This is a genomic window from Streptomyces triticisoli (genome assembly GCF_003270085.1).
Classification (GTDB): Bacteria; Actinomycetota; Actinomycetes; order Streptomycetales; family Streptomycetaceae; genus Streptomyces; species Streptomyces triticisoli.
Genome location: NZ_QFDQ01000269.1, coordinates 1 through 18,806 on the forward strand (window position 1 = coordinate 1; position 18,806 = coordinate 18,806).

Here is an 18,806-nt window from a genome sequence, read left to right on the forward strand (position 1 = left end):
GAAGGGGCGGGGCCGGGGTGGCGTACCCCGGCCCCGCCCCCTCGGCTGTCGGCGGCCGGCCCGGCGTGCCGGTCAGCGGGCTCCGGCTCAGCGAAGCAGTGTGCGAACGTGGCGACCTCACCCTCACACCCCGCAGCGCGCAGCGCGCAGAGTGACGGCACACCACCGCACCGCCCACAGAGAGCATCCGTACGCTCACACAGCGTACGGGGCTTCCTCCTGGCGTGCGCCCCCGTGCGCCCCTCACGGTGGCCCTCATGAACGTGACCACACCCCACGCATCCAGCGCCATCAGGACATTCGCGCAGCAGCTGTCCTCCACCCGTCGCGGCGCACGGCTCGCCCGGCTGCTCGCCGCGGCGGAGTTGCGGGCCTGGCAGGTGTCACCGTCCGTGGTCGAACGCGCGGAGCAGATCGTGGCGGAGCTGAGCGCCAACGCGGCGCTGCACGGCCGGGTCCAGGGCCGTGACTTCCGCCTGACGCTCCGTCTCGACCCGGCGGCCGGCCTGCTGCGGATCGAGGTGACCGACGCGCGTGGGGACCGGCCCCCCTCCGCCGGTACGGACTTCACCACGCCCCCGGACGCGGAATCGGGTCGCGGCCTGATCCTGGTCACCGCCCTGGCCGACCGCTGGGGCACGGAGCCGTATCCGCCCGGCGGCAAGACCGTCTGGGTCGAGTGTGCGTGGTGAGCACATTCGCACAGCCCGCTCGATCGGGTGAAGCCGCCGCCGTTCCGGTACGTCACTCCTCCACGGACGGTATGGCCAACGGTATGGCAACCAAGAAGTACACGGTCACACTCCCCGAGGAGCCGGCCGAGGCCATCCGTGCCGAGGTGGGCCCCGGGGGTTTCAGCCGCTATGTCACGCACGCCATGGAGCGCCAGCGGGAGCAGGACCGGCTCGGGGAGGCGGTCGACTGGTGGGAGAAAGAGTACGGCCAGGTCACCGAGGCCGAGTTGGCCGAAGCCGAGGCAGAGCGCAGGGAGATCGAGCGCCGGCACGCCGAGCCGGCACGTGCCCGGCGAGTGGCCGCAGGAGAACCGGTCGAGCCGACATCCGAGCAACAGCGGAAGGATGCGGCGCGAGGGGGAAACCGCCTACCTGCTGGACCGCGAGGGCCTCTCGCGGTGGGTCCGCGGCGAGCGGCGGACGGGCGTCCGGATCAAGGACGCCCACAGGCTCGGCGTCCGTGTGATGACCACGTCGATGACCTTGATCGAGGCGTACGACGTACGGACCTACCTCCCGGCCCGGCACTGGGCACTTTCCCGTGTTCACGTCGAACCGGTGACCGAGGAGATCGCCCAGGAGGCGATCGGGCTGCTCGAGGAGACCGACCTCCACGGTCACAGGTACGCCATCGACGCGGCTCTCGCCGCCGTCGCCCTGCGACAACCGGGGCCGGTCACCGTCTTCACCTCCGACGAGGACGACCTGCGCAAGCTGTGCGGGGACCGTGTGGTGGTCAGGAACTTGTGAGGACGCCACTCCGGCGCGGTCGGCGGCTTCGGCCAGTGTGGGCCGCACCGTCCGGCTCCAGCACAGCCATCACCTCGACGAGGCCGCCACCGGCCGCATGCGACTCGGCTTCGTGCCGTACGGGCCGGGTGGCGCCCCGTGCCCGGTCGCGGACGCGAAGCACAAGACGGAGAAGCGGGGCGGCCACCCGGATGCCGGCCTGTACCGGATGCCGGCGTACTGCACTGCCCTCGGCCCGGACCAGGCACCGGGGGGATCGCTCGCCGACGCCGAGGAGGTCGTGCGGAGGATGAGGAACGGCCGACGCGGTCCGACGCGGCCTCCTGGTGCGGCTACTTCACTTTCCACTCGCCGGTCTGGTCGGCGAACCCGGAGTCCATGGTGAACTGCACGGTGTCGAGCTTCGCCGCCTTGGGGACTTCGAAGACGATCCAGCCGAGGCCCTTGGCGCCGGGCTTGAGCTTCAGGCCGGAGGACATGGACGGCCCGGCCGTGATGTCCGCGAAGGTGGAGTCGAACTGCTGCCCCTCGCTGTCGGCGACCTGGGCGCCGTTGGACGGGCTGTCGCTGTAGGCCGCCTTACCGGTGTTGACGAGCTGGAACTGCACGCCGACGAGTCGCTTGCCGGAGTCGGGCTCGAGGAACTCGTTGGCCGACTTGGCGGGGTCGGCGACCTTGACGACGGTGACGTCGAGTTGGCTGCCGCTCTTCATGCCCTTCAGAGTGAGGGTGTCGCCGACCTTGGCGACCTCGGGGGCGGCGGCCTTCTCCTTCTTGGCGTCCTTGCCGCTGTCCGCCTTGGCGGTGGCGTTCTCCTTCGGCTTGTCGACGACGGTGCTGCCGGTGTCGCAGGCGGTGAGGGTGAGCGCGCCGATGGCGGCGACAGCGGCGGCGGCGATTCTGGTACGGGCGTACATGGTCCCCCCAAGGACAGTGCTGTGTTGTTCACGACGCGCTCCCGCAGACTTCCGTCGGCGGGAGCTCACGGATGAGCATAGATAGTGTGCGTTGATAATGTCAACGGAGCAATTTGAACTGTTTACGCAGGGATCCGAGGGCATCAGATACACCATGAAGGCACTGGATCGACAGTGAACCGGCAGTGAACCGACAGTGAACCGACAGTGAGGTGTTTCCGCCGGGGAAGGCGGCGGCCGCAAGGGGCTCGCCGCGGCCGGCGCGAACGTCATCGCCGCACCGTGCTGGTCAGCGGCTCCCAGGAGCTCGCCGGTGTTCGGGGGAAGCCCTTCGCGGGGCCGTGAGTCCGTTCGTCCTGATTCTCTGACGAAACGTCACTCGTCGGGTTCGAGCGCGCCGTTGGCGAGGCCGTCCCGGGCCAGTTCGGTGGCCTCGCGGCTCAGTTCGGCGACTTTCCTGGCGTGTTCCTCGAACTCCTGAAGGGCGCGGAAGGCCGCGCCGTACCGGCGCTGCTCGGCGATGTCCATCTGGGGGACGCGTGCGCCCTTGCCGTCGAGGCGGAACGTTCCGCTCGCACTGGTGGACCGGCGGGTGTTGGCCGCACTGCGCAGGAACCCCTGCAGGAAGTCGGTGTCGAGCTGGTCGCTGACGGACACCGGCTCCGCCTCGCCGTACTCGACGAGGCCGGCCCGGGCGAGGTCGGCGACACTGACGGAGGGGCCGTCCGCGGCGCTGTGGCGTTCGCCCGCGGTGAGGGCCGGCAGCAGTTCGGCGAGCACGCGCACGTGTTCCGCCAGCTCGCGCCGCAGCTGCTGGTATTCGGCCGGGTAGTCGCGGTGGGACTCCTCCACGTACCGGCCGGGGGTGAGGTCCACGACGTCGTCGAGCAGCTCGATGAGGGAGACGTCCGCCGTCTGGTCCGGCCGTGCGTCCAGGGGGCCGTCCGGGTCGTTGCCGGTCAGGTCGACCATGCGGACGCTGGTGACCGCGTCGCCCAGGGAGCCCGGACGGCGCAGCTGCCAGATGTGCACGGGCAGCGCGTGCGAGGCGGCCGTGCCCGACGGCAGGGCGGTGACCTGGGTGAGGATGCCACGGCGTACGAGCTCGGCACGGATACGGCGGCCGGCCTTGCGGTAGGCGACCGAGGCGGGCATGACCATCAGTATCCGGCCGCCGGGGGCGGTGTGCGCGTACGCGTGCTGCAGCCAGGCGAGTTCGCCCTCGGCTCGGGACGGGGTGCCCAGTTCCCACCGCGGGTCGAGGAGAAGCTCCTCGCGGCCCCAGTCGGTGCCGCCGACGGGTGGGTCGCAGACGACCAGATCGGCTCCGAGGCCCGCCCAGCGGTCGTCGCGGAGGGAGTCCCCCGCGACGATCTCGACGTCGGTACGTCCGGTGAGGTCGGCGCGCAGCTGCGCGAAGCGGGCGCTGCGGGTGTCCACCTCCTGGCCGAACCGCCGCGGCCCCCGCTCGGGGCCGACGGAGAGCAGGAGGGTGCCGATGCCGCAGGCCGGGTCGAGAACGGTGGCGTCGGCGGCGACTTGGCCGGCCAGGTGCCGTACGGCCCGGACGACGCGCGGCGAGGAGATCTGGTCGGATCCGGCACGGCGTACGGAGTCGGTGAAGCGCTCGGCGAGAGCGTCGGCCACCTCGCCGGGCGAGCCGCTGTCCGCCAGGCGCCGGGCCAGGCCGGCGGCGTCCTCCGGGAGGGCGGCCGGCCTCTTCGCCCGGGTGTCGGCGAGGACCGTGGCGACATCGGCGAGCCCGGCCACCATGTCGTCGCCGTAGGCTCCGCGCAGCACCTGCCAGAGCTTGACTTCCTCCGAGAGGTCCTGTCCCTTGCGCTGCTTGTCCAGCCACGCCTGGACCTCGGCAAGATCGAAGAGCGGACTGTTGGCGCTTCCACCCGTCGGCGCGGGGAAGTCGTCGTACCGCCGCCGCCAGTTGGACACCGCGGCCCGGGTGACGCCCGCGAGCCGCGCGATCTCGGAGCCGGTGACCAGAGGACCGGCTGGTGGGGCGGCGTTGTCCGTCATGCGGACAACCGTACACGGCCTCCGTCCCCCCATCAACGAAAAACGCGTTGACGTGGTACACGTCCGGCAAGGTTCCCTCACGTGTACTTCGCCCTTTCCTGTTGGAGGCCGGCGCGTACGTCCGGTTCCGTGCCGGCCCTGGTGCAGAAGGGGCTGTTGGTCCCTGTCCGGAGGGTCGGGCAGGGACTGTTCGGCCCTGTCGGGACCCCGTACCGATCCGGTGATCATTGGGCGGCGGCCGGGAGGGTGCCGGTCCGGTTCCCCGGCCGGAGCACCTCCGGGGCGTCGTTCCAACGATGAAGAGAAACAGATCGGGAGGCACCGTCCGGTGGACGAGGTGCGGATACAACAGGCGGCGGCCGTGCGGCTGCCGGACGCGGTCGAGGCGCCGGACGCAATCGAGGCGCCCGCCGCGACCGCGGCGACGGGCCGGGAGGAGGCCGGCGGACGGCCGACCTGGGTGGAGTGGCTGACCACCACCGACCACAAGAAGATCGGGACGCTCTATCTCGTCACCGCCTTCGCGTTCTTCGTCGTCGGCGGCGTCATGGCGCTGGCGATGCGGGCCGAGCTCGCCCGGCCCGGACTGCAGATCATGTCGAACGAGCAGTTCAACCAGGCGTTCACGATGCACGGCTCGATCATGCTGCTGATGTTCGCGATGCCGTTGTTCACCGGCTTCGCGAACTGGATCATGCCGCTGCAGATCGGCGCCCCCGACGTCGCCTTCCCCCGGCTGAACATGCTCGCCTACTGGCTGTTCCTGTTCGGTTCCGTCATCGCCGCGGGCGGCTTCCTCACCCCGGGCGGGGCCGCCGACTTCGGCTGGTTCCTGTACGCCCCGCTGTCGGACGCCGTCCACTCGCCGGGGATCGGTGCCGACCTGTGGATCATGGGCGTGGCGCTGTCCGGCTTCGGCAGCATCCTCGGCGCGGTCAACTTCATCACCACGATCATCTGCATGCGGGCACCGGGCATGACCATGTTCCGCATGCCGATCTTCACCTGGAACGTGCTGCTGACCGCGCTCCTCGTCCTGTTCGTCTTCCCCGTGCTCGCGGCGGCCCTGTTCGCCCTGGAGTGCGACCGCAAGTTCGGCAGCCACATCTTCGACGCGGCCACCGGCGGAGCCCTGCTGTGGCAGCACCTGTTCTGGTTCTTCGGCCATCCCGAGGTGTACATCCTGGCGCTGCCGTTCTTCGGCATCGTCTCCGAGGTGATCCCCGTCTTCTCCCGCAAGCCGATGTTCGGCTACATCGGCCTGATCGGCGCGACCATCTCGATCGCCGGTCTGTCGCTGACGGTGTGGGCCCACCACATGTACACCACGGGCGGGGTCCTGCTGCCGTTCTTCGCCTTCATGACCTTCCTGATCGCGGTGCCGACCGGGGTGAAGTTCTTCAACTGGATCGGCACCATGTGGAAGGGCAGCCTGTCCTTCGAGGCCCCGATGCTGTGGACGGTGGGCTTCCTGGTGACGTTCCTCTTCGGCGGGCTGACCGGCGTGATCCTGGCCTCCCCGCCACTGGACTTCCACGTCACGGACTCGTACTTCGTGGTGGCGCACTTCCACTACACGGTGTTCGGCACGGTCGTGTACGCGATGTTCGCCGGCTTCCACTTCTGGTGGCCGAAGTGGACCGGCAAGATGCTCGACGAGCGGCTCGCCAAGATCACATTCTGGACGCTCACCGCCGGTTTCCACCTGACGTTCCTGGTCCAGCACTGGCTGGGCGCCGAGGGCATGCCGCGCCGGTACTCCGACTACCTGGACGCCGACGGCTTCACCTTCCTCAACACCCTGTCCACGATCGGGTCGTTCGTGCTGGGCCTGTCGATCCTGCCGTTCTTCTACAACGTGTGGCGGACCGCCAGGTACGGCAAGCCGGTCGGCGTCGACGACCCGTGGGGCTACGGCCGTTCGCTGGAGTGGGCCACGTCCTGCCCACCGCCGCGGCACAACTTCGTCTCCCTGCCCCGGATCCGCAGCGAGTCCCCGGCGTTCGACCTGCACCATCCGGAGATCTCCGGGGTCGCCGAGGGCTCCGAGGGCTCCGAGGCGGAAGCGGCGGCGAGGTAGGCCATGTCGCACGCTGTTGCCGCCCTGGGAACCGCCGTGTTCACCGTCTCCGGCTGCGTCTGGTACGTGCCGGCCCTCGCCGACCTGCGGGCCGGCGCCGACCGGCCCTGCTCCCGGCGTCTCGCTGCCGCGGCCTGCGTGACCGGCTGGGCCGGCGCCGGTGCGGTCGCCGTACTGCTGCTCGTGGCCGAAGGCTGGCGGACCCCGGCCGTCGCGGCCGTCGTCGGCGCCGCCACCGCCACCGCCCTGCGCCTGTGTGCCGCCGTACGGCGCAGACGCGAGGCGCGGGAGACCGCTCACCACTGGGCACGGCTGGGCCACGTTCCGCCTCCGGTCGGTACGGGCCGCTCCCGGAACGTCGTCGTCGCCGTCGTGGGCTGCGGCATGGCCGCCGCCGTGGCCGTCGCGGTCTGGCAGGCCGCCTCCGGCCCGGGCGGCGACGCGAACTGGGCGGCGGCGGCCGCCGCTTCGGCCACCGTCATGGGGGTGTTCCTCATCGCGGCGGCCGTGTACGCCCGGGCGGCTGCCCAAGGGCCTCGGAGTTAGCCGCTGCGGCCGGTGGGCATGCCCGCCGGCCGCAGGCGCTACGTCACGGCCTGCCGTCGTCGCTGCCGGGGTGCCGTGCCGCGGTGAGGAGGGCCTCCCTCAACCCCTCGGAGTCCATGGCCACGAGCCGCGGTACGGCCTTGTTCCAGCGCTCGGCCGTGTCGTCCAGCGTCCGGGCGACGGTCCGGCGCATCCCACGGCCGGCCGCGGCGAGGACGACGCCCCCGGACCGCGGCCCCCGCACAGTCCGTCCACGGCGATGTCAGAGCGGCTTGGTAGAACTTTCCGCGAACACCAACCCCGTTCGGGTCTCAGGAGGCCAGCGACATGTCCCACGTCGAGCATCTGCAGGAACTGCACGGCCTCCCGGCCTTCGACTTCCCCGACCCCAAGGCTCGGCGGGAGCTGCCGGAGGCGGGCGCCGTGGCCTGGCGGCTGGCCGTCGATCCCTACGGGGGCTCCTCGCACGAGCAGTTCGGCGACCTGTGGGACCGCTTCCTCGACTCCGTGGACCCCGCGGGCGTCCGCGCGATCGTCGTGGGCCAGTGGGGAGAGCCGTACGACAACGACTCCAGCGGCATCGTGCAGCGCCTCGTCGATGCCCGTGACCGGCTGACAGCGCTTCAGGCCGTGTTCATCGGGGACCTGGAGATGGAGGAGGCGGAGATCTCCTGGATCGAGCAGTCCGACGTCACACCGGTCCTCGAGGCCTACCCGCTGCTGGAGGAGTTCGGGGTCCGCGGCGGCAGCGGACTGCGCTTCCCGGCGGTCCGGCACCAGCACCTGCGCACGCTCTGCTTCGAGGCCGGCGGCCTGCCCGGTGAGGTCGTGCGCGGTGTCGCCGCCAGTGAGCTTCCCGCACTGAAGTACCTCGAGATGTGGCTCGGCGTGGAGGAGTACGGCGGTGACGCCACGGTCGCCGACCTCGCGCCGCTCCTGGCCGCGGGGCACTTCCCGGCGCTGCGCCATCTCGGCCTGCGCAACAGCGAGATCCAGGACGAGATCGCCGCCGCCGTCGCCGGGGCCCCGGTCGTGGCGCAGCTGACGTCGCTCGACCTGTCCCTCGGAGTGCTCACCGACGAGGGCGTGACGGCGCTGCTCGGCGGCCAGCCGCTCACCCATCTGACCTGGCTCGACCTCCGCCACAACTTCGTCACCGAGCCGGTGGCCCGGCGGCTCCGGGAGGCGCTGGAGCCGGCCGGCGTCGAGGTCGACCTGTCGGAGCGCGGCGAGGCGTGGGAGGACGACGGCGTCGTCCACCGCTTCACCGCCGTCGCGGAATGAGGCCGTCATGACCTTCGCCGATCACTTCGAGACCTTCCACGGGCTGCCCGTCTTCACCCTGCCCGAGCCGCGTGAGGAGCCCATCCCCGCCGCGGGCGACGTGGCCTGGCGTCTGGACTGCTACGAGGCCGGGGAGATTCCGCTCGCCGAGCTGTGGCGGAGCTTCACGGACCGGGTGCCGAGCACGGAGGTGCGGGCCCTGGTCACAGGGCCCTGGCGGGACGAGGAGTGGCGTTGTGTCGCCGTCTCCGAGTAGTCCGGCGCCCGCTGCCGGTCTTCGGTTCGCCGTCGTCGGCAACCCCGAGAACCGGCGGACGACGATGTTCGCCGATGCCGTGCGCGCGGCGGGCCACGCGGCGCCCCGTGTGCTCGCGTGGCGGGATGTGCTGCGCGGGCGGTACGCCTTCGGGCCGGGCGAGTTGGTACGGATCGACTCCCCCGGCGAGAACGCCGAGGTCGACCGGCTGCTGCGCGACACCGACGATCCCGCCCGGGTCGAGGGAACGGCTCTGTGGCACCGCCGTTTCACCGCCGCGGTCCGGGAGGTGACCGCCGCGGCGCACCGTGCGGGCGCGGTGACGACCGCCGATCCGGAGGATGTCGCGGTGATGTTCGACAAGCGGCGCTGCCATGCCCGGCTCGCCGCCGCGGGAGTCCCGGTCCCGCCGGCGCTGAAAGGTCCGGTCAACGGCTGGGACGGGCTCCGGGAGCAGTTGAAGGCCGCCCGTGTCCCGCGGGCGTTCGTGAAGCCGGCGCACGGGTCGTCGGCCTCCGGTGTCGTGGCCCTGGCGATGGCGGGAGGCGGCCGGGTCAGGGCGACGACCTCCGTGGAGACCACTGCCGACGGCCGCCTGTACAACTCCCTGCGGGTGCGCCACTACACCTCGGAGAGCGAGGTCGCCGCCCTGGTCGACGCCCTGGCCCCGGACGGGATCCACGTCGAGCGGTGGCTGCCCAAGGCCTCGCAGGGCGGCCGGGCCGCCGACCTGCGGGTGGTCGTGATCGCAGGGCGCGCCACGCACGCTGTCGTACGGACCAGCCGGCACCCCATGACGAATCTGCACCTCGGTGGCGCCCGCGGCGACCTGGACACGGCACGTGCGGCGATCCGGGCCGCCGGAGGCAGCTTCGCCGACGTGCTGGATGTGGCCGAGCGGGCGGCCGCGTGCTTCCCGGGCACGCTGTGCGTCGGCGTGGACATCCTGCCGGCCACCGGGTGGCGCCGCTTCGCCGTCGGTGAGGTGAACGCCTTCGGGGACCTGCTGCCCCGGCTGACCGGTCTGCCCGGCAGCGGCGCCGAGGGCCTGGACACCTACGCCGCGCAGGTCGCCGTCGCACCGGCCGCCGCACGGCGGGCGGAACACAAAAAGCACCCGAAGCAACAGAAACGTCAGAAGTATCAAGAACATCAGGAATGCCAGAAACACCAGGAACATCACCATGACACCACCGATTGACATGAACGAGGTCGTGGGCAGCCACGACCTCCTGCTGGTCACGCTCGACACCCTCCGCCACGACGTGGCGCAGGAGCTGGCGGCGGCCGGACGCATTCCGAACCTGGCCCGGCATCTGCCCGGCGGCGTCTGGGAGCGCCGGCACGCGCCCGGCAGCTTCACCTACGCCTCCCACCAGGCGATGTTCGCGGGGTTCCTGCCGACACCGGCCGCGCCGGGTCCGCATCCGCGGCTGTTCGCCGCCCGTTTCGCGGGCAGTGAGACCACCGCGAGCGGCACCTTCGTCTACGACACGCCCGACCTGGTCTCGGGACTGGCCGCCGTGGGCTACCGCACCGTCTGCATCGGCGGCGTGGGTTTCTTCAACAAGCAGGGGCCGTTGGGCTCCGTCCTGCCCGGGATGTTCCAGGAGAGCCACTGGGAGCCGGAGTTCGGGGTGACTTCCCCCACGTCCTTCGAGGCACAGGTGGCCTGCGCGGAGAAGGTCGTCGCCCAACTTCCCCGGGAACAGCGCCTGTTCCTCTTCGTGAACGTGTCGGCCCTGCACCAGCCCAACTGGTTCCACCTGCCCGGGGCCACCCGCGAGGCGGGCGACACCCGGGCCACCCACGCCGCGGCGCTGGAGTACGTGGACCGGCACATGGGGCGGCTCCTGGCCGCCGTCGGCAGCCGCCGTCCGTGTTTCGCCATCGTCTGCTCCGACCACGGCACCGCGTACGGCGAGGACGGCTACAGCGGTCACCGCATCGGCCACGACGTCGTCTGGACCGTGCCCTACGCCCACTTCTTCGTCGACGAGGACCGATGACCATGCCCGTGTCCGTGTCCATGTCCGCACCCGTGCCCATCGCCGAAGCGGCGGCCACGCACGCCGTCCGCCCGTACCAGCAGTACGTGTACGCGTATCCGCACAAGACCGCCTACCGCCCGCTGAACCGGGAGCAGGCGTCGCTGCGCGAGTTGTGGGCGGACGAGCCGAAGGGCGCCCTCTCGCTCTACTTCCACATCCCCTTCTGCGAGGTCCGCTGCGGCTTCTGCAACCTCTTCACCCGGATCGGGGCGCCCGACGGCCTGGCCACCGCCTATCTGGACGCACTGGAGCGTCAGGCGGCCGCGGTGCGCGAGGCGCTGGGCGACGGGGCTCGGTTCGCGGGCGCGGCGTTCGGCGGCGGCACTCCGACCTTCCTCGAGGCCGCGGAGCTGGAGCGGCTGTGCGATCTCGCCGAGCACGGCCTGGGCGCCGATCTGACCGCGATCCCGCTGTCGGTGGAGGCCTCCCCCGCCACGGCGACCGCCGACCGGCTGGCCGTGCTGGCCGCCCGCGGCACCACGCGGCTGAGCCTGGGCGTGCAGAGCTTCGTCGACGCCGAGGCACGCACGGCCGTGCGCCCCCAGCGCCGGGCGGACGTCGAGGCGGCCCTCGCCCGGATCCGCGACGCCGGCATCCCCGTCCTCAACATCGACCTGATCTACGGCATCGAGGGCCAGACCGAGGAGTCCTGGAACCATTCCCTCGACGCCGCCCTCGCCTGGCAGCCGGAGGAGCTGTATCTCTACCCCCTCTACGTGCGCCCGCTCACCGGTCTCGGCCGGCATCGCGGCCGGGCGGCCGAAGGGGCCGAAGGGGACGGAGCCGCCTGGGACGAACACCGGCTGCGGCTGTACCGCCACGGCCGCGACCACCTGCTCGCGCGGGGCTACGAACAGGTGTCGATGCGCATGTTCCGCCGTGCGGGCGCCCCCGCCACCGGCGGGGAGGACTACACGTGCCAGACCGACGGCATGGTCGGCCTCGGCTGCGGCGCCCGCTCGTACACCTCCGCGCTGCACTACTCCTTCGACTACGCGGTGGACGTGCACCGCATACGCGGGATCATCGACGAGTACACCGCCCGCTCGACCGACGACTTCCGCCGCGCCGACTTCGGCTGGGAGATGGACGGCGACGAGGCCCGGCGCCGCCATCTGCTGCAGTCGCTGCTGCAGGCCGAGGGCATGCCGGTCGCGGACTACCGGGCCCGCTTCGGCACCGCGCCCGGCGACGACTTCGCCGCCGAGCTGGACCGGTTCCGCGACCGGGGCTGGCTGGACGGCTCGGCCGGTACGGAGCTGCTGCGGCTGTCTCCCGAGGGGCTGGCCCACTCCGACGCGCTGGGCCCCGAGCTGTTCTCCATCGCCGTGCGCGAGCGCATGGCCGCGTACGAACCGAAGTGACGGAGGCCGCAGCCCGTATGGACCTGACGATCCTCTACCGCGGCCCGCTGGCGTCGTGCGACTACGACTGCCCGTACTGCCCCTTCGCCAAGCGCCGGGACAGCCGCGTCCAGCTGGCCGCGGACCGCGCCGCGCTGGAGCGTTTCGCCGCCTGGGCGGCGGCGCAGCGGGACGACCGGCTCTCGCTGCTGTTCACCCCGTGGGGCGAGGGCCTGGTGCGCTCCTGGTACCGGCGTACGCTCGCGGAGCTGAGCCGGCTGCCGCACATCCGCCGGGTGGCGATCCAGACCAATCTCAGCTGCCGTACGGACTGGCTGGAGGAGGCCGACCTGGACACCCTCGCCCTGTGGTGCACCTTCCATCCCGGGCAGACGCCGTACGACCGCTTCCTGGCCAAGTGCCAGGACCTGGCCGCCCGCGGGGTCCGCCACAGTGTCGGCGTCGTCGGGCTCCCCGAGCACCTGGAGCACGCGCGCCGCCTGCGCGCCGACCTGCCCGCCCACGTGTACCTGTGGGTCAACGCCGCCGAGGGGCACACCTACACCGATGCCGAGGCCGGCCGGTGGACCGCCCTGGACCCGCTGTTCCCGTACAGCCGCCGCCCGCACCGCAGCGCGGGCCTGCCCTGCCGTACGGGGGAGTCGGTCATCTCGGTGGACGGTGAGGGCACGGTGCGCCGCTGCCACTTCGTCCGCTCGGAGCTGGGCAACCTGTACGACGGCTCCTACCGGCGGGCCCTGCGTCCCCGCGCGTGCCCGCTGTCCGTCTGCGACTGCCACATCGGCTACGTCCACCTGGAGACGCTGCCGCTGTACGACGTGTTCGCGGGCGGTGTCCTGGAGCGGGTCCCGGCCGTGCCGCCCGCGGTCTGACCAAGGCCGCTCCGGCAGGGTCAGCCCGGCTCCGTGGCGCCCGCCCCGCGCCGGGCCACAGGGCGTTCGCCGTGGAGCCGCGGTCCCGCCCCGGCCATCTCCGCGCGGCCTCGCTCGGCGAGCCGGCCGGCGCCACACCGGTCCGCCAGCTCGGTGCCCTCGGCCAGGAGCCCGGTCGCCCGGTCGGCGTGGCCGGCGCGCCCGAGCTCCGCGCCGAGGTCGATCAGGGCCTCGGCGTACACGTGCCGGCTGGGGGATCGGCGCAGTACCCGCACCGCGCGTTCCCGCAGGGGCAGTGCCTGCCCGGCCTCGGCCACCGCCGCGCTGAAGGACAGCGCCTCGCCGATGGCGGTGGGGGTGCCGTAGTGCTCCGCCCGGTGCAGCATCCTCGCCGTGAGGGAGCGGGCGCGGCGGGGGTCCTCCCCGGCGACGGCGAGGGCGAGGTGTCCCGCCCAGGGGCACCAGGTCGGGTTGAGGACGCTCTTGGCCTCCAGCCGTGCCCCGGCGGCGGTGAGCTGGGCCTCGGCCTCCTTGCGCAGACCGCGGGCGAGGAGCAGCCGTCCGTAGACCGTCTGGGAGTCCGGGAAGACCACCGCGTTCAGGTAGGGGGGCGCGAAGTCGTAGGTCCTGGCGACGTGGAGCGCCTCCTCCAGGCAACCCCGGGACAGCAGGACGTCCAGCAGCAGCCCTACGGCGTACCACCGGGCGGGTACCCGGTCGCCCACCCGCTCGGCCAGGCGTACTCCCTCACGCGCGCACTGCTCCGCCTCGGCGAGCATCCCGCGCCGGAGCCGGACCAGGCCGAGGAGGGTGAAGCCGAAGGAGAGGTGGGCGCCGCTCCAGCCGACCTGCTCGCACTCGGCGATGGCCGAGCTGAACAGCTCTTCCGCGCGGTCGCATTCGTCGGCGTACATGTAGCTGAGCGCGGTCAGGCTCGGCAGTTCGAAGCCCCAGTCCGGGTCGGTGTAGCTCAGTCCCATGGCGCGTGCGGCGATGGTCAGTGTGTCCGCGGCCGGTTCCCCGCGCAGCGTCGCGTCCCAGGTGCGCAGGCACAGCAGGGCCCGTTCCTCGATGGCCTGGCCGGGCAGGTCCTCGACGAGCTGTGCGAGCCGGCGGGAGCGGTCGGACGCCTGCGTCTCGTGCGCGTCGAAGACCAGCCACAGCTGGTGCGCCGCCTGCAGGCGCAGCCGTGCGCGGGGGGACTGGGACCGGGCGGCCTCGGCGCCCACGACGGCGGCCGCTCTGGCGAGCTCGTCGTTGTGGCCGAAGGCCTGGGCCAGGCGGAAGGTGGCGTTCTCCCTGAGCTCGGCGTCCAGGAAGGGCTGTTCCAGGGCCGCGGTGAGGTGGTTGACCGTGGTGGCGGGGGCGGTGAGCAGGGCGGAGCAGCCGAGTTCGTAGAGCACGCCCGCGCGGTCCTCGGGTGCCGGCGGTTCGCGCAGCGCGCGTTCCAGACAGCGCCGGGCCGCGTCGGGTGCGCCCAGACGGAGGTTCTCGCGTGCGGCGGCGCGCAGTTGCCGGACGGTGTGCGGGTCGCCCTCGGGGTGGGTTTCGAGCAGGTGCCGGGCGGCGGCGGTGATGCCCAGGCCGGCGTCGGCCACCGCCCAGGCGGCCTGTCCGTGCAGCGCGGTGCGGGTGGTGGGCGGGATGGCCTGGTACACGGCGGTGGCGATGAGCGGGTGGATGAACTCCAGGGTCCGGGTGCCGGTGAGGATACGGGCGAGCCGCAGCCGGTCCACGGCGCTCCGGGTCTCGGCCGGCGGCAGTCCGGCCACCGTCGCGGCCAGCTCCGCGGAGATCTCGGTGCCGAGCACCGCGGCGGCCCAGGCGAGCCGGACGGCGGCGTGGCCGAGCCGTTCCAGGCGTTTGACCAGTCCGGTGCCCCGTGCGCCCGCACCGAGTTCGCGCAGCAGGGAGGCCGACTCCGCGTCCGGGGCGAGGCCACGGTCCTGGACCTTGGCCATGAGCTCGACGGCCTCGTAGGGGTTGCCGCCGGTGACCACCCAGCACTCGTGGCAGAAGACGTCGTCGGCTTCCGCGCCCAGCGAGCCTCGCACCAGTTCGGCCACCGCCTCCGGGCTGAGGGCGTGCAGCGGGATCGGGCGTGCGCCGCGGCCGTCGGTCAGTTCGCGGAACGTCCGGGCCTCGGCGGGCACTTCGTCCGGGCGGTAGCCGATGACCACCAGTACGGGGAGGTCCCGTGCTCTCACCGCGAAGGCGGCGAGCCAGGCGAGCGACTCCAGGTCACCCCAGTGGGCGTCGTCGAGGACGATCACGACCGGTGCCCGGCGCACGGCCACCTGGGTGACGACCCAGTCCAGGCCGTCCCGGACGCCCTGCGGGTCCGGGACGGCGGTACCGGTCTGCTGGGCGAACAGGCCGACTGCCGGGCCGGCGATCTCGTACCACCCGCCGAAGATCTCGCGCCGCTCGGCCTCGGTGCAGGAGGCGAGGTGGGGCTGCAGCAGCTGGCGTACGACGTGGAAGGGGACGGTGTGCTCCTGCTCGCTGCCCCGGGCGGACAGCACGGTGCAGCCGCGGGCGGCGGCGATGCGCCGGACCTCGGTCAGCACGGTCGTCTTGCCCAGTCCGGCGGCCGCGCTGAAGAACAGCAGCCCGCCCCGCGGGCCTTCGCCGTCCTCTCCGCCCGCGCAGATCGCCTCCACCGCTTCCTGAGCGGCGATCACCTCGTTCTCACGCTCGTACAGGGGTTTTTCCAGCCGCTCGCGTCCGTCCACGACGGTGGTCCTCCCGGTGTGCTGCGGTTCCGCCACTCCGTTACCCCTGATCTGCAGGTATGGCGGGAAGCCTAGCGAAGCGCGCACAGGGACGTCAGAGATGCGGCGAATTGGTTGCGGATGACCGCGGAAGCACTTCCACCACCCCGCACCGCCAAATCATTGCGGACATGTCAACTCGCCCCTTACGGTTTTACGCGCGTCAACTCACCTCATCCCACGGTGAGTTGTTTCGCGCTGTCGTCCCCCGGCAGAAAGCAGGAGACTTCCGTGAACCCGTCTCGACACCCCCATCGAAGCATCGACCGCCGCGCCCTGTTCCGGGGCGCGGCAGGCATGACGGCCGCGCTCGGCCTGGCGGCGGCCGGCAGCGTCGCCATGGCGGGCACCGCCTCGGCCTACGGCTGGACCCGCACCCTCCAGCAGGGCGCTTCCGGCTCGGACGTGGTGGAACTGCAGATCCGCGTCGGCGGCTGGGCCGCCTCCAGCGCCCAGCAGACGTACGTCGCCTGGGACGGCGCCTTCGGCCCGGCCACGGCCGCCGCCGTCAAACGCTTCCAGTCCGCCTACGGCCTGACCGCGGACGGCGTCGTCGGCCCGCAGACCCAGAGCGTGCTCAACAGCCTGGAGAGCGGCGACGGTTCGACCGCCCACTTCGACTGGAGCGAGTTCCACTCCAAGGACGGCTCCGGTTTCAGCGGCGGCAAGGTCGGATCCGCGACGGTCAAGGAGAACGTACGCCGGCTGATGTACAAGCTGGAGGCGGTGCGCAGGAAGTCCGGCAACAGCCCGATCACCATCAACTCCGGCTTCCGCAGCACCTCGCACAACGCCTCGGTGGGCGGCGCGTCCAACAGCATGCACGTCTACGGCGTGGCCGCGGACATCGTGGTCTCCGGCCGCAGCACCCTGCAGACCTACCGGGTCGCCGAGACCTGCGGCTTCTCCGGCCTCGAGGCGTACACGAACTCGTGGCAGCACGTCGACAGCCGCGTCCAGTACCCCTCGTACGGCTCCGGCTTCTGGTGGTGGGAGAGCGGCGTGGTGTGATCCGCCCGGCCGCAGCCGACTCGGGCCCGTCCGCGCCTCGGCGGCGCGGACGGGCCGCTTGTCTGAGGGCTCCACGGTTCGGTCCACGGTTCGTGAGGGGCGCCCCGGTCCTACTCGGTGCTGAGCACGGAGTGCACCTTCAGCGCGAGGTGCACCTGCAGCGCCTGGTCGCTGTGGCGCCACTGCGGGCCGAGCAGCGCCGTGATCCGGTCGACGCGCTGGTACAGGGTGTTGACGTGTACGTACAGGGCGGCCGCGGTGCGGTTGAGGTTGCCGTCGCAGGCGAAGTACGTCAGCAGGGTGCGCACCAGGTCGCTGCGGCGCTGGGCGTCGTACTCGAGCACCGCGCCGATGGTGCGGTCGACGAAGCGGCGCAGCTCGTCGCGGCCGGTCTTGTGGAACAGCAGCCCGTAGACACCGAGTTCACCCGGTGAGGCGCCCTCGCCGGCGCGGCCGAGGGCGAGCAGTACGTCGAGGCAGCGGGCGGCGTCCCGGTGCGCCTCCACGATCGGGTCCACGCCCGTCGCCGAGGCGGCCGCCGCTCCGACCGTGACCGGGGCGTCCACCGACTTCGTCAGGTGCTCGGCCAGGTCCCGCGCGGTCTCGGCGGGCCCTGCGGCGCGCGCGGCGGCTCCGTCGCCGCCGTCGTCACCGTCGCCGTCGTCGCCGTCGTCGTCGGGGAGCAGCACGACGACATTGCCCCGGTACTCCCCGGCCAGCCCGCCGGCCCGGACGGCGAACGGCGCCGCCGCGTCCGCGATCCGGCGCCGGTGGCGGCTGTCCCTGCAGCGGGCGGTGAGCACGGTGTACGGCTTGTCCAGGTCGAGGCCCATCAGCGCGGCACGCCGCCGCAGTCCTTCGGGGTCGCGGTGCGGGGAGCCGAGCAGGTCCTCGAGGATCTCTCCCCGCAGCCGGTGCTCGGCCTCGGCGACGGTGCGCTCGCTGAGCAGCATCAGCGCGGTGACCTGTGCGGCGCGCTCCAGCGAGCGGACGTGGGAGGCGTCCACGCGGTCGCGGAGCAGTACCAGCACCCCGAGCGCCTCGCCGCCCGCCGCGATCGGTGTGGCGCAGACCGTGGCGCCGCCGCTGCCCGACGGTGTCCGGCGGGTGCGGCGCGAGTCCGTACTGAGCACGCACGCCTCGCGGACCGCGCCCGCCGGGGGCCAGGAGCGCGGCAGTGCGCCCTCGACGCGGGTCTGCTCCACGACCGGGTCCTCGCCCGCGGCGGCCATGGCCCGCCCGCGCGGATCCAGGACGAGGATGCTGCCGCCCAGGAACTCCGCGAGCGTGCCCGCGATGTCGGACATCCCGCCGCCGTCCAGCACGATGGTGGTCAGCCGTTCGTGCAGGGCGGCGGCGCGTTCGATGGACTCGCTGTGCGCCTGGATGACGGCGTTGGCCTCGGTGAGCTCGTCGACCGCGCGGCGTACGTCCTCGAAGAGAGTGGCGTTCTCGATGGCGATGGCCGCCTGGTTGGCCAGCGAGATCAGCAGGGCCACCTCCTGGCCGGAGAACCCGCGGTGGTCCCGGTTCGCGGCGAACAGCACACCGACGGCCTTGTTGCCGAGGGTGAGCGGCACCCCCTGGATGGTCGTCAGTCCCTCGCCGCCGACCATGTCGTCGACGGTGTGCTCGAAGCGCTGGTCGTTGAGGTAGTCGGCGGTGTTGTAGGGGACACCGGTCTTGGCGACCAGCCCGCCGAGGCCGGCGCCCATCGCCAGGCGGCCCTTTTTGAAGGCGTCGGTGCGGATCCCGTCCGTGACCCGCATGTAGGTGTCGCCGCGGACGGGATCGTTGAGCATCAGATAGGCGGCGTCGGTGTCCAGCAGGGCGCGGGCCCGTCGGACGATCGCCTGGAGCACGGCCTCCAGGTCCCGCAGCGAGGACAGGTCTCCCGCGGTCTCGTACAGCGCGGCGAGTTCGGCCTCGCGGCGGCGGCGCTCGTCGAGTCTGGCGCGGACCCGCAGCGCGTCGTCGACCAGCGGGCGAAGCAGCTCGGCGGTGTCGGCGGGGACACCGTCGAGGACCGCCTCGTACTCGTGGACGACCGCGCTCTCGCGCAGCAGCAGCCGCAGCAGTCTGCCGACGGATTCGACCCCGAGGACGGTCCCGGGCGGGGCCGCGGTCATGGAA

General features: G+C 72.3%; 16 protein-coding genes and 1 pseudogene. 12 read left to right on the forward strand and 5 right to left on the reverse strand.

What is annotated here, in order from left to right; all coding sequences use genetic code 11:
• Nucleotides 1-257 precede the first annotated feature (257 nt).
• From DEP02_RS30455 to DEP02_RS30465, 3 genes and pseudogenes are all read left to right on the forward strand, one after another.
• Entirely contained in the window at nt 258-692 is a 435-nt protein-coding gene (locus DEP02_RS30455; RefSeq protein WP_112470900.1) for an ATP-binding protein, read from the forward strand.
• Nucleotides 693-775: 83 nt separating this feature from the next.
• Nucleotides 776-1,039, forward strand: a pseudogene (locus DEP02_RS35145) (hypothetical protein); the annotation flags it as partial.
• A 40-nt stretch (nt 1,040-1,079) separates the two neighbouring features.
• A complete protein-coding gene (locus DEP02_RS30465) occupies nt 1,080-1,484 on the forward strand; it encodes a hypothetical protein (RefSeq protein ID WP_112470901.1) in 405 nt (134 codons plus the stop codon).
• A 332-nt stretch (nt 1,485-1,816) separates the two neighbouring features.
• Here the strand turns inward: DEP02_RS30465 and DEP02_RS30475 are convergent, their stop codons facing one another.
• Nucleotides 1,817-2,401, reverse strand: coding sequence for a DUF4352 domain-containing protein (locus DEP02_RS30475; protein WP_112470903.1), 585 nt, complete (start codon nt 2,399-2,401; stop codon nt 1,817-1,819).
• Between the two features lie 375 nt (nt 2,402-2,776).
• Nucleotides 2,777-4,435 (reverse strand): N-6 DNA methylase, encoded by a 1,659-nt coding sequence (locus DEP02_RS30480; protein ID WP_112470904.1) that lies wholly within the window; start codon nt 4,433-4,435, stop codon nt 2,777-2,779.
• A 328-nt stretch (nt 4,436-4,763) separates the two neighbouring features.
• On the opposite strand from DEP02_RS30480, the gene ctaD reads away from it, so the two are divergent.
• A complete protein-coding gene (ctaD, locus tag DEP02_RS30485) occupies nt 4,764-6,515 on the forward strand; it encodes an aa3-type cytochrome oxidase subunit I (protein ID WP_112470905.1) in 1,752 nt (583 codons plus the stop codon).
• Nucleotides 6,516-6,518: 3 nt separating this feature from the next.
• On the forward strand, nt 6,519-7,061 hold the full coding sequence (locus DEP02_RS34200; RefSeq protein ID WP_198668666.1) for a hypothetical protein: 543 nt from the start codon (nt 6,519-6,521) through the stop codon (nt 7,059-7,061).
• A gap of 43 nt (nt 7,062-7,104) precedes the next feature.
• Here the strand turns inward: DEP02_RS34200 and DEP02_RS30495 are convergent, their stop codons facing one another.
• Entirely contained in the window at nt 7,105-7,305 is a 201-nt protein-coding gene (locus DEP02_RS30495) for a hypothetical protein (RefSeq protein WP_112470906.1), read from the reverse strand.
• 83 nt (nt 7,306-7,388) lie between these two features.
• Between DEP02_RS30495 and DEP02_RS30500 the strand changes: the two genes are divergently transcribed.
• Genes DEP02_RS30500 through DEP02_RS30525 form a run of 6 tightly spaced genes read left to right on the forward strand, consistent with a single transcriptional unit; the run spans nt 7,389 to nt 12,888 of the window.
• Nucleotides 7,389-8,345 (forward strand): STM4015 family protein, encoded by a 957-nt coding sequence (locus tag DEP02_RS30500; protein ID WP_112470907.1) that lies wholly within the window; start codon nt 7,389-7,391, stop codon nt 8,343-8,345.
• Between the two features lie 7 nt (nt 8,346-8,352).
• On the forward strand, nt 8,353-8,601 hold the full coding sequence (locus DEP02_RS30505; RefSeq protein ID WP_112470908.1) for a hypothetical protein: 249 nt from the start codon (nt 8,353-8,355) through the stop codon (nt 8,599-8,601).
• Nucleotides 8,582-9,802, forward strand: coding sequence for an STM4014 family protein (locus tag DEP02_RS30510; RefSeq protein ID WP_198668667.1), 1,221 nt, complete (start codon nt 8,582-8,584; stop codon nt 9,800-9,802). The genes DEP02_RS30505 and DEP02_RS30510 overlap by 20 nt, the downstream gene beginning before the upstream one ends.
• 1 nt (nt 9,803) lies before the next feature.
• Nucleotides 9,804-10,610 carry an STM4013/SEN3800 family hydrolase gene (locus DEP02_RS30515; protein ID WP_112470910.1) on the forward strand — a complete coding sequence of 269 codons (807 nt, stop codon included), beginning with the start codon at nt 9,804-9,806 and terminating at the stop codon, nt 10,608-10,610.
• A gap of 20 nt (nt 10,611-10,630) precedes the next feature.
• The gene (locus DEP02_RS30520) at nt 10,631-12,016 is read left to right on the forward strand and encodes an STM4012 family radical SAM protein (RefSeq protein ID WP_112470935.1); all 1,386 of its coding nucleotides are present in this window, start codon (nt 10,631-10,633) and stop codon (nt 12,014-12,016) included.
• A 17-nt stretch (nt 12,017-12,033) separates the two neighbouring features.
• Nucleotides 12,034-12,888, forward strand: a complete 855-nt coding sequence (locus DEP02_RS30525; RefSeq protein ID WP_112470911.1) for an STM4011 family radical SAM protein — start codon at nt 12,034-12,036, stop codon at nt 12,886-12,888.
• A 20-nt stretch (nt 12,889-12,908) separates the two neighbouring features.
• Here the strand turns inward: DEP02_RS30525 and DEP02_RS30530 are convergent, their stop codons facing one another.
• Nucleotides 12,909-15,623, reverse strand: coding sequence for an ATP-binding protein (locus DEP02_RS30530; protein WP_112470936.1), 2,715 nt, complete (start codon nt 15,621-15,623; stop codon nt 12,909-12,911).
• Nucleotides 15,624-15,893: 270 nt separating this feature from the next.
• On the opposite strand from DEP02_RS30530, the gene DEP02_RS35415 reads away from it, so the two are divergent.
• Entirely contained in the window at nt 15,894-16,673 is a 780-nt protein-coding gene (locus tag DEP02_RS35415; RefSeq protein ID WP_269809387.1) for a D-Ala-D-Ala carboxypeptidase family metallohydrolase, read from the forward strand.
• Nucleotides 16,674-16,783: 110 nt separating this feature from the next.
• Here DEP02_RS35415 and DEP02_RS30540 read toward each other — a convergent pair whose 3' ends face one another.
• Entirely contained in the window at nt 16,784-18,802 is a 2,019-nt protein-coding gene (locus DEP02_RS30540) for a helix-turn-helix domain-containing protein (RefSeq protein WP_112470913.1), read from the reverse strand.
• Between the last annotated feature and the right edge of the window lie 4 nt (nt 18,803-18,806).

Bases quoted from the DNA above. Each gene is read 5' to 3' on its own strand.
- DEP02_RS30525 (WP_112470911.1), top strand. From the start codon at position 12,034: ATGGACCTGACGATCCTCTACCGCGGCCCGCTGGCGTCGTGCGACTAC.
- DEP02_RS30465 (WP_112470901.1), top strand. From the start codon at position 1,080: ATGCGGCGCGAGGGGGAAACCGCCTACCTGCTGGACCGCGAGGGCCTC.
- DEP02_RS34200 (WP_198668666.1), top strand. From the start codon at position 6,519: ATGTCGCACGCTGTTGCCGCCCTGGGAACCGCCGTGTTCACCGTCTCC.
- DEP02_RS30475 (WP_112470903.1), bottom strand. From the start codon at position 2,401: ATGTACGCCCGTACCAGAATCGCCGCCGCCGCTGTCGCCGCCATCGGC.
- DEP02_RS30515 (WP_112470910.1), top strand. From the start codon at position 9,804: ATGAACGAGGTCGTGGGCAGCCACGACCTCCTGCTGGTCACGCTCGAC.
- DEP02_RS30540 (WP_112470913.1), bottom strand. From the start codon at position 18,802: ATGACCGCGGCCCCGCCCGGGACCGTCCTCGGGGTCGAATCCGTCGGC.
- DEP02_RS30500 (WP_112470907.1), top strand. From the start codon at position 7,389: ATGTCCCACGTCGAGCATCTGCAGGAACTGCACGGCCTCCCGGCCTTC.
- DEP02_RS30480 (WP_112470904.1), bottom strand. From the start codon at position 4,435: ATGACGGACAACGCCGCCCCACCAGCCGGTCCTCTGGTCACCGGCTCC.
- DEP02_RS30455 (WP_112470900.1), top strand. From the start codon at position 258: ATGAACGTGACCACACCCCACGCATCCAGCGCCATCAGGACATTCGCG.
- DEP02_RS30520 (WP_112470935.1), top strand. From the start codon at position 10,631: ATGTCCGCACCCGTGCCCATCGCCGAAGCGGCGGCCACGCACGCCGTC.
- DEP02_RS30505 (WP_112470908.1), top strand. From the start codon at position 8,353: ATGACCTTCGCCGATCACTTCGAGACCTTCCACGGGCTGCCCGTCTTC.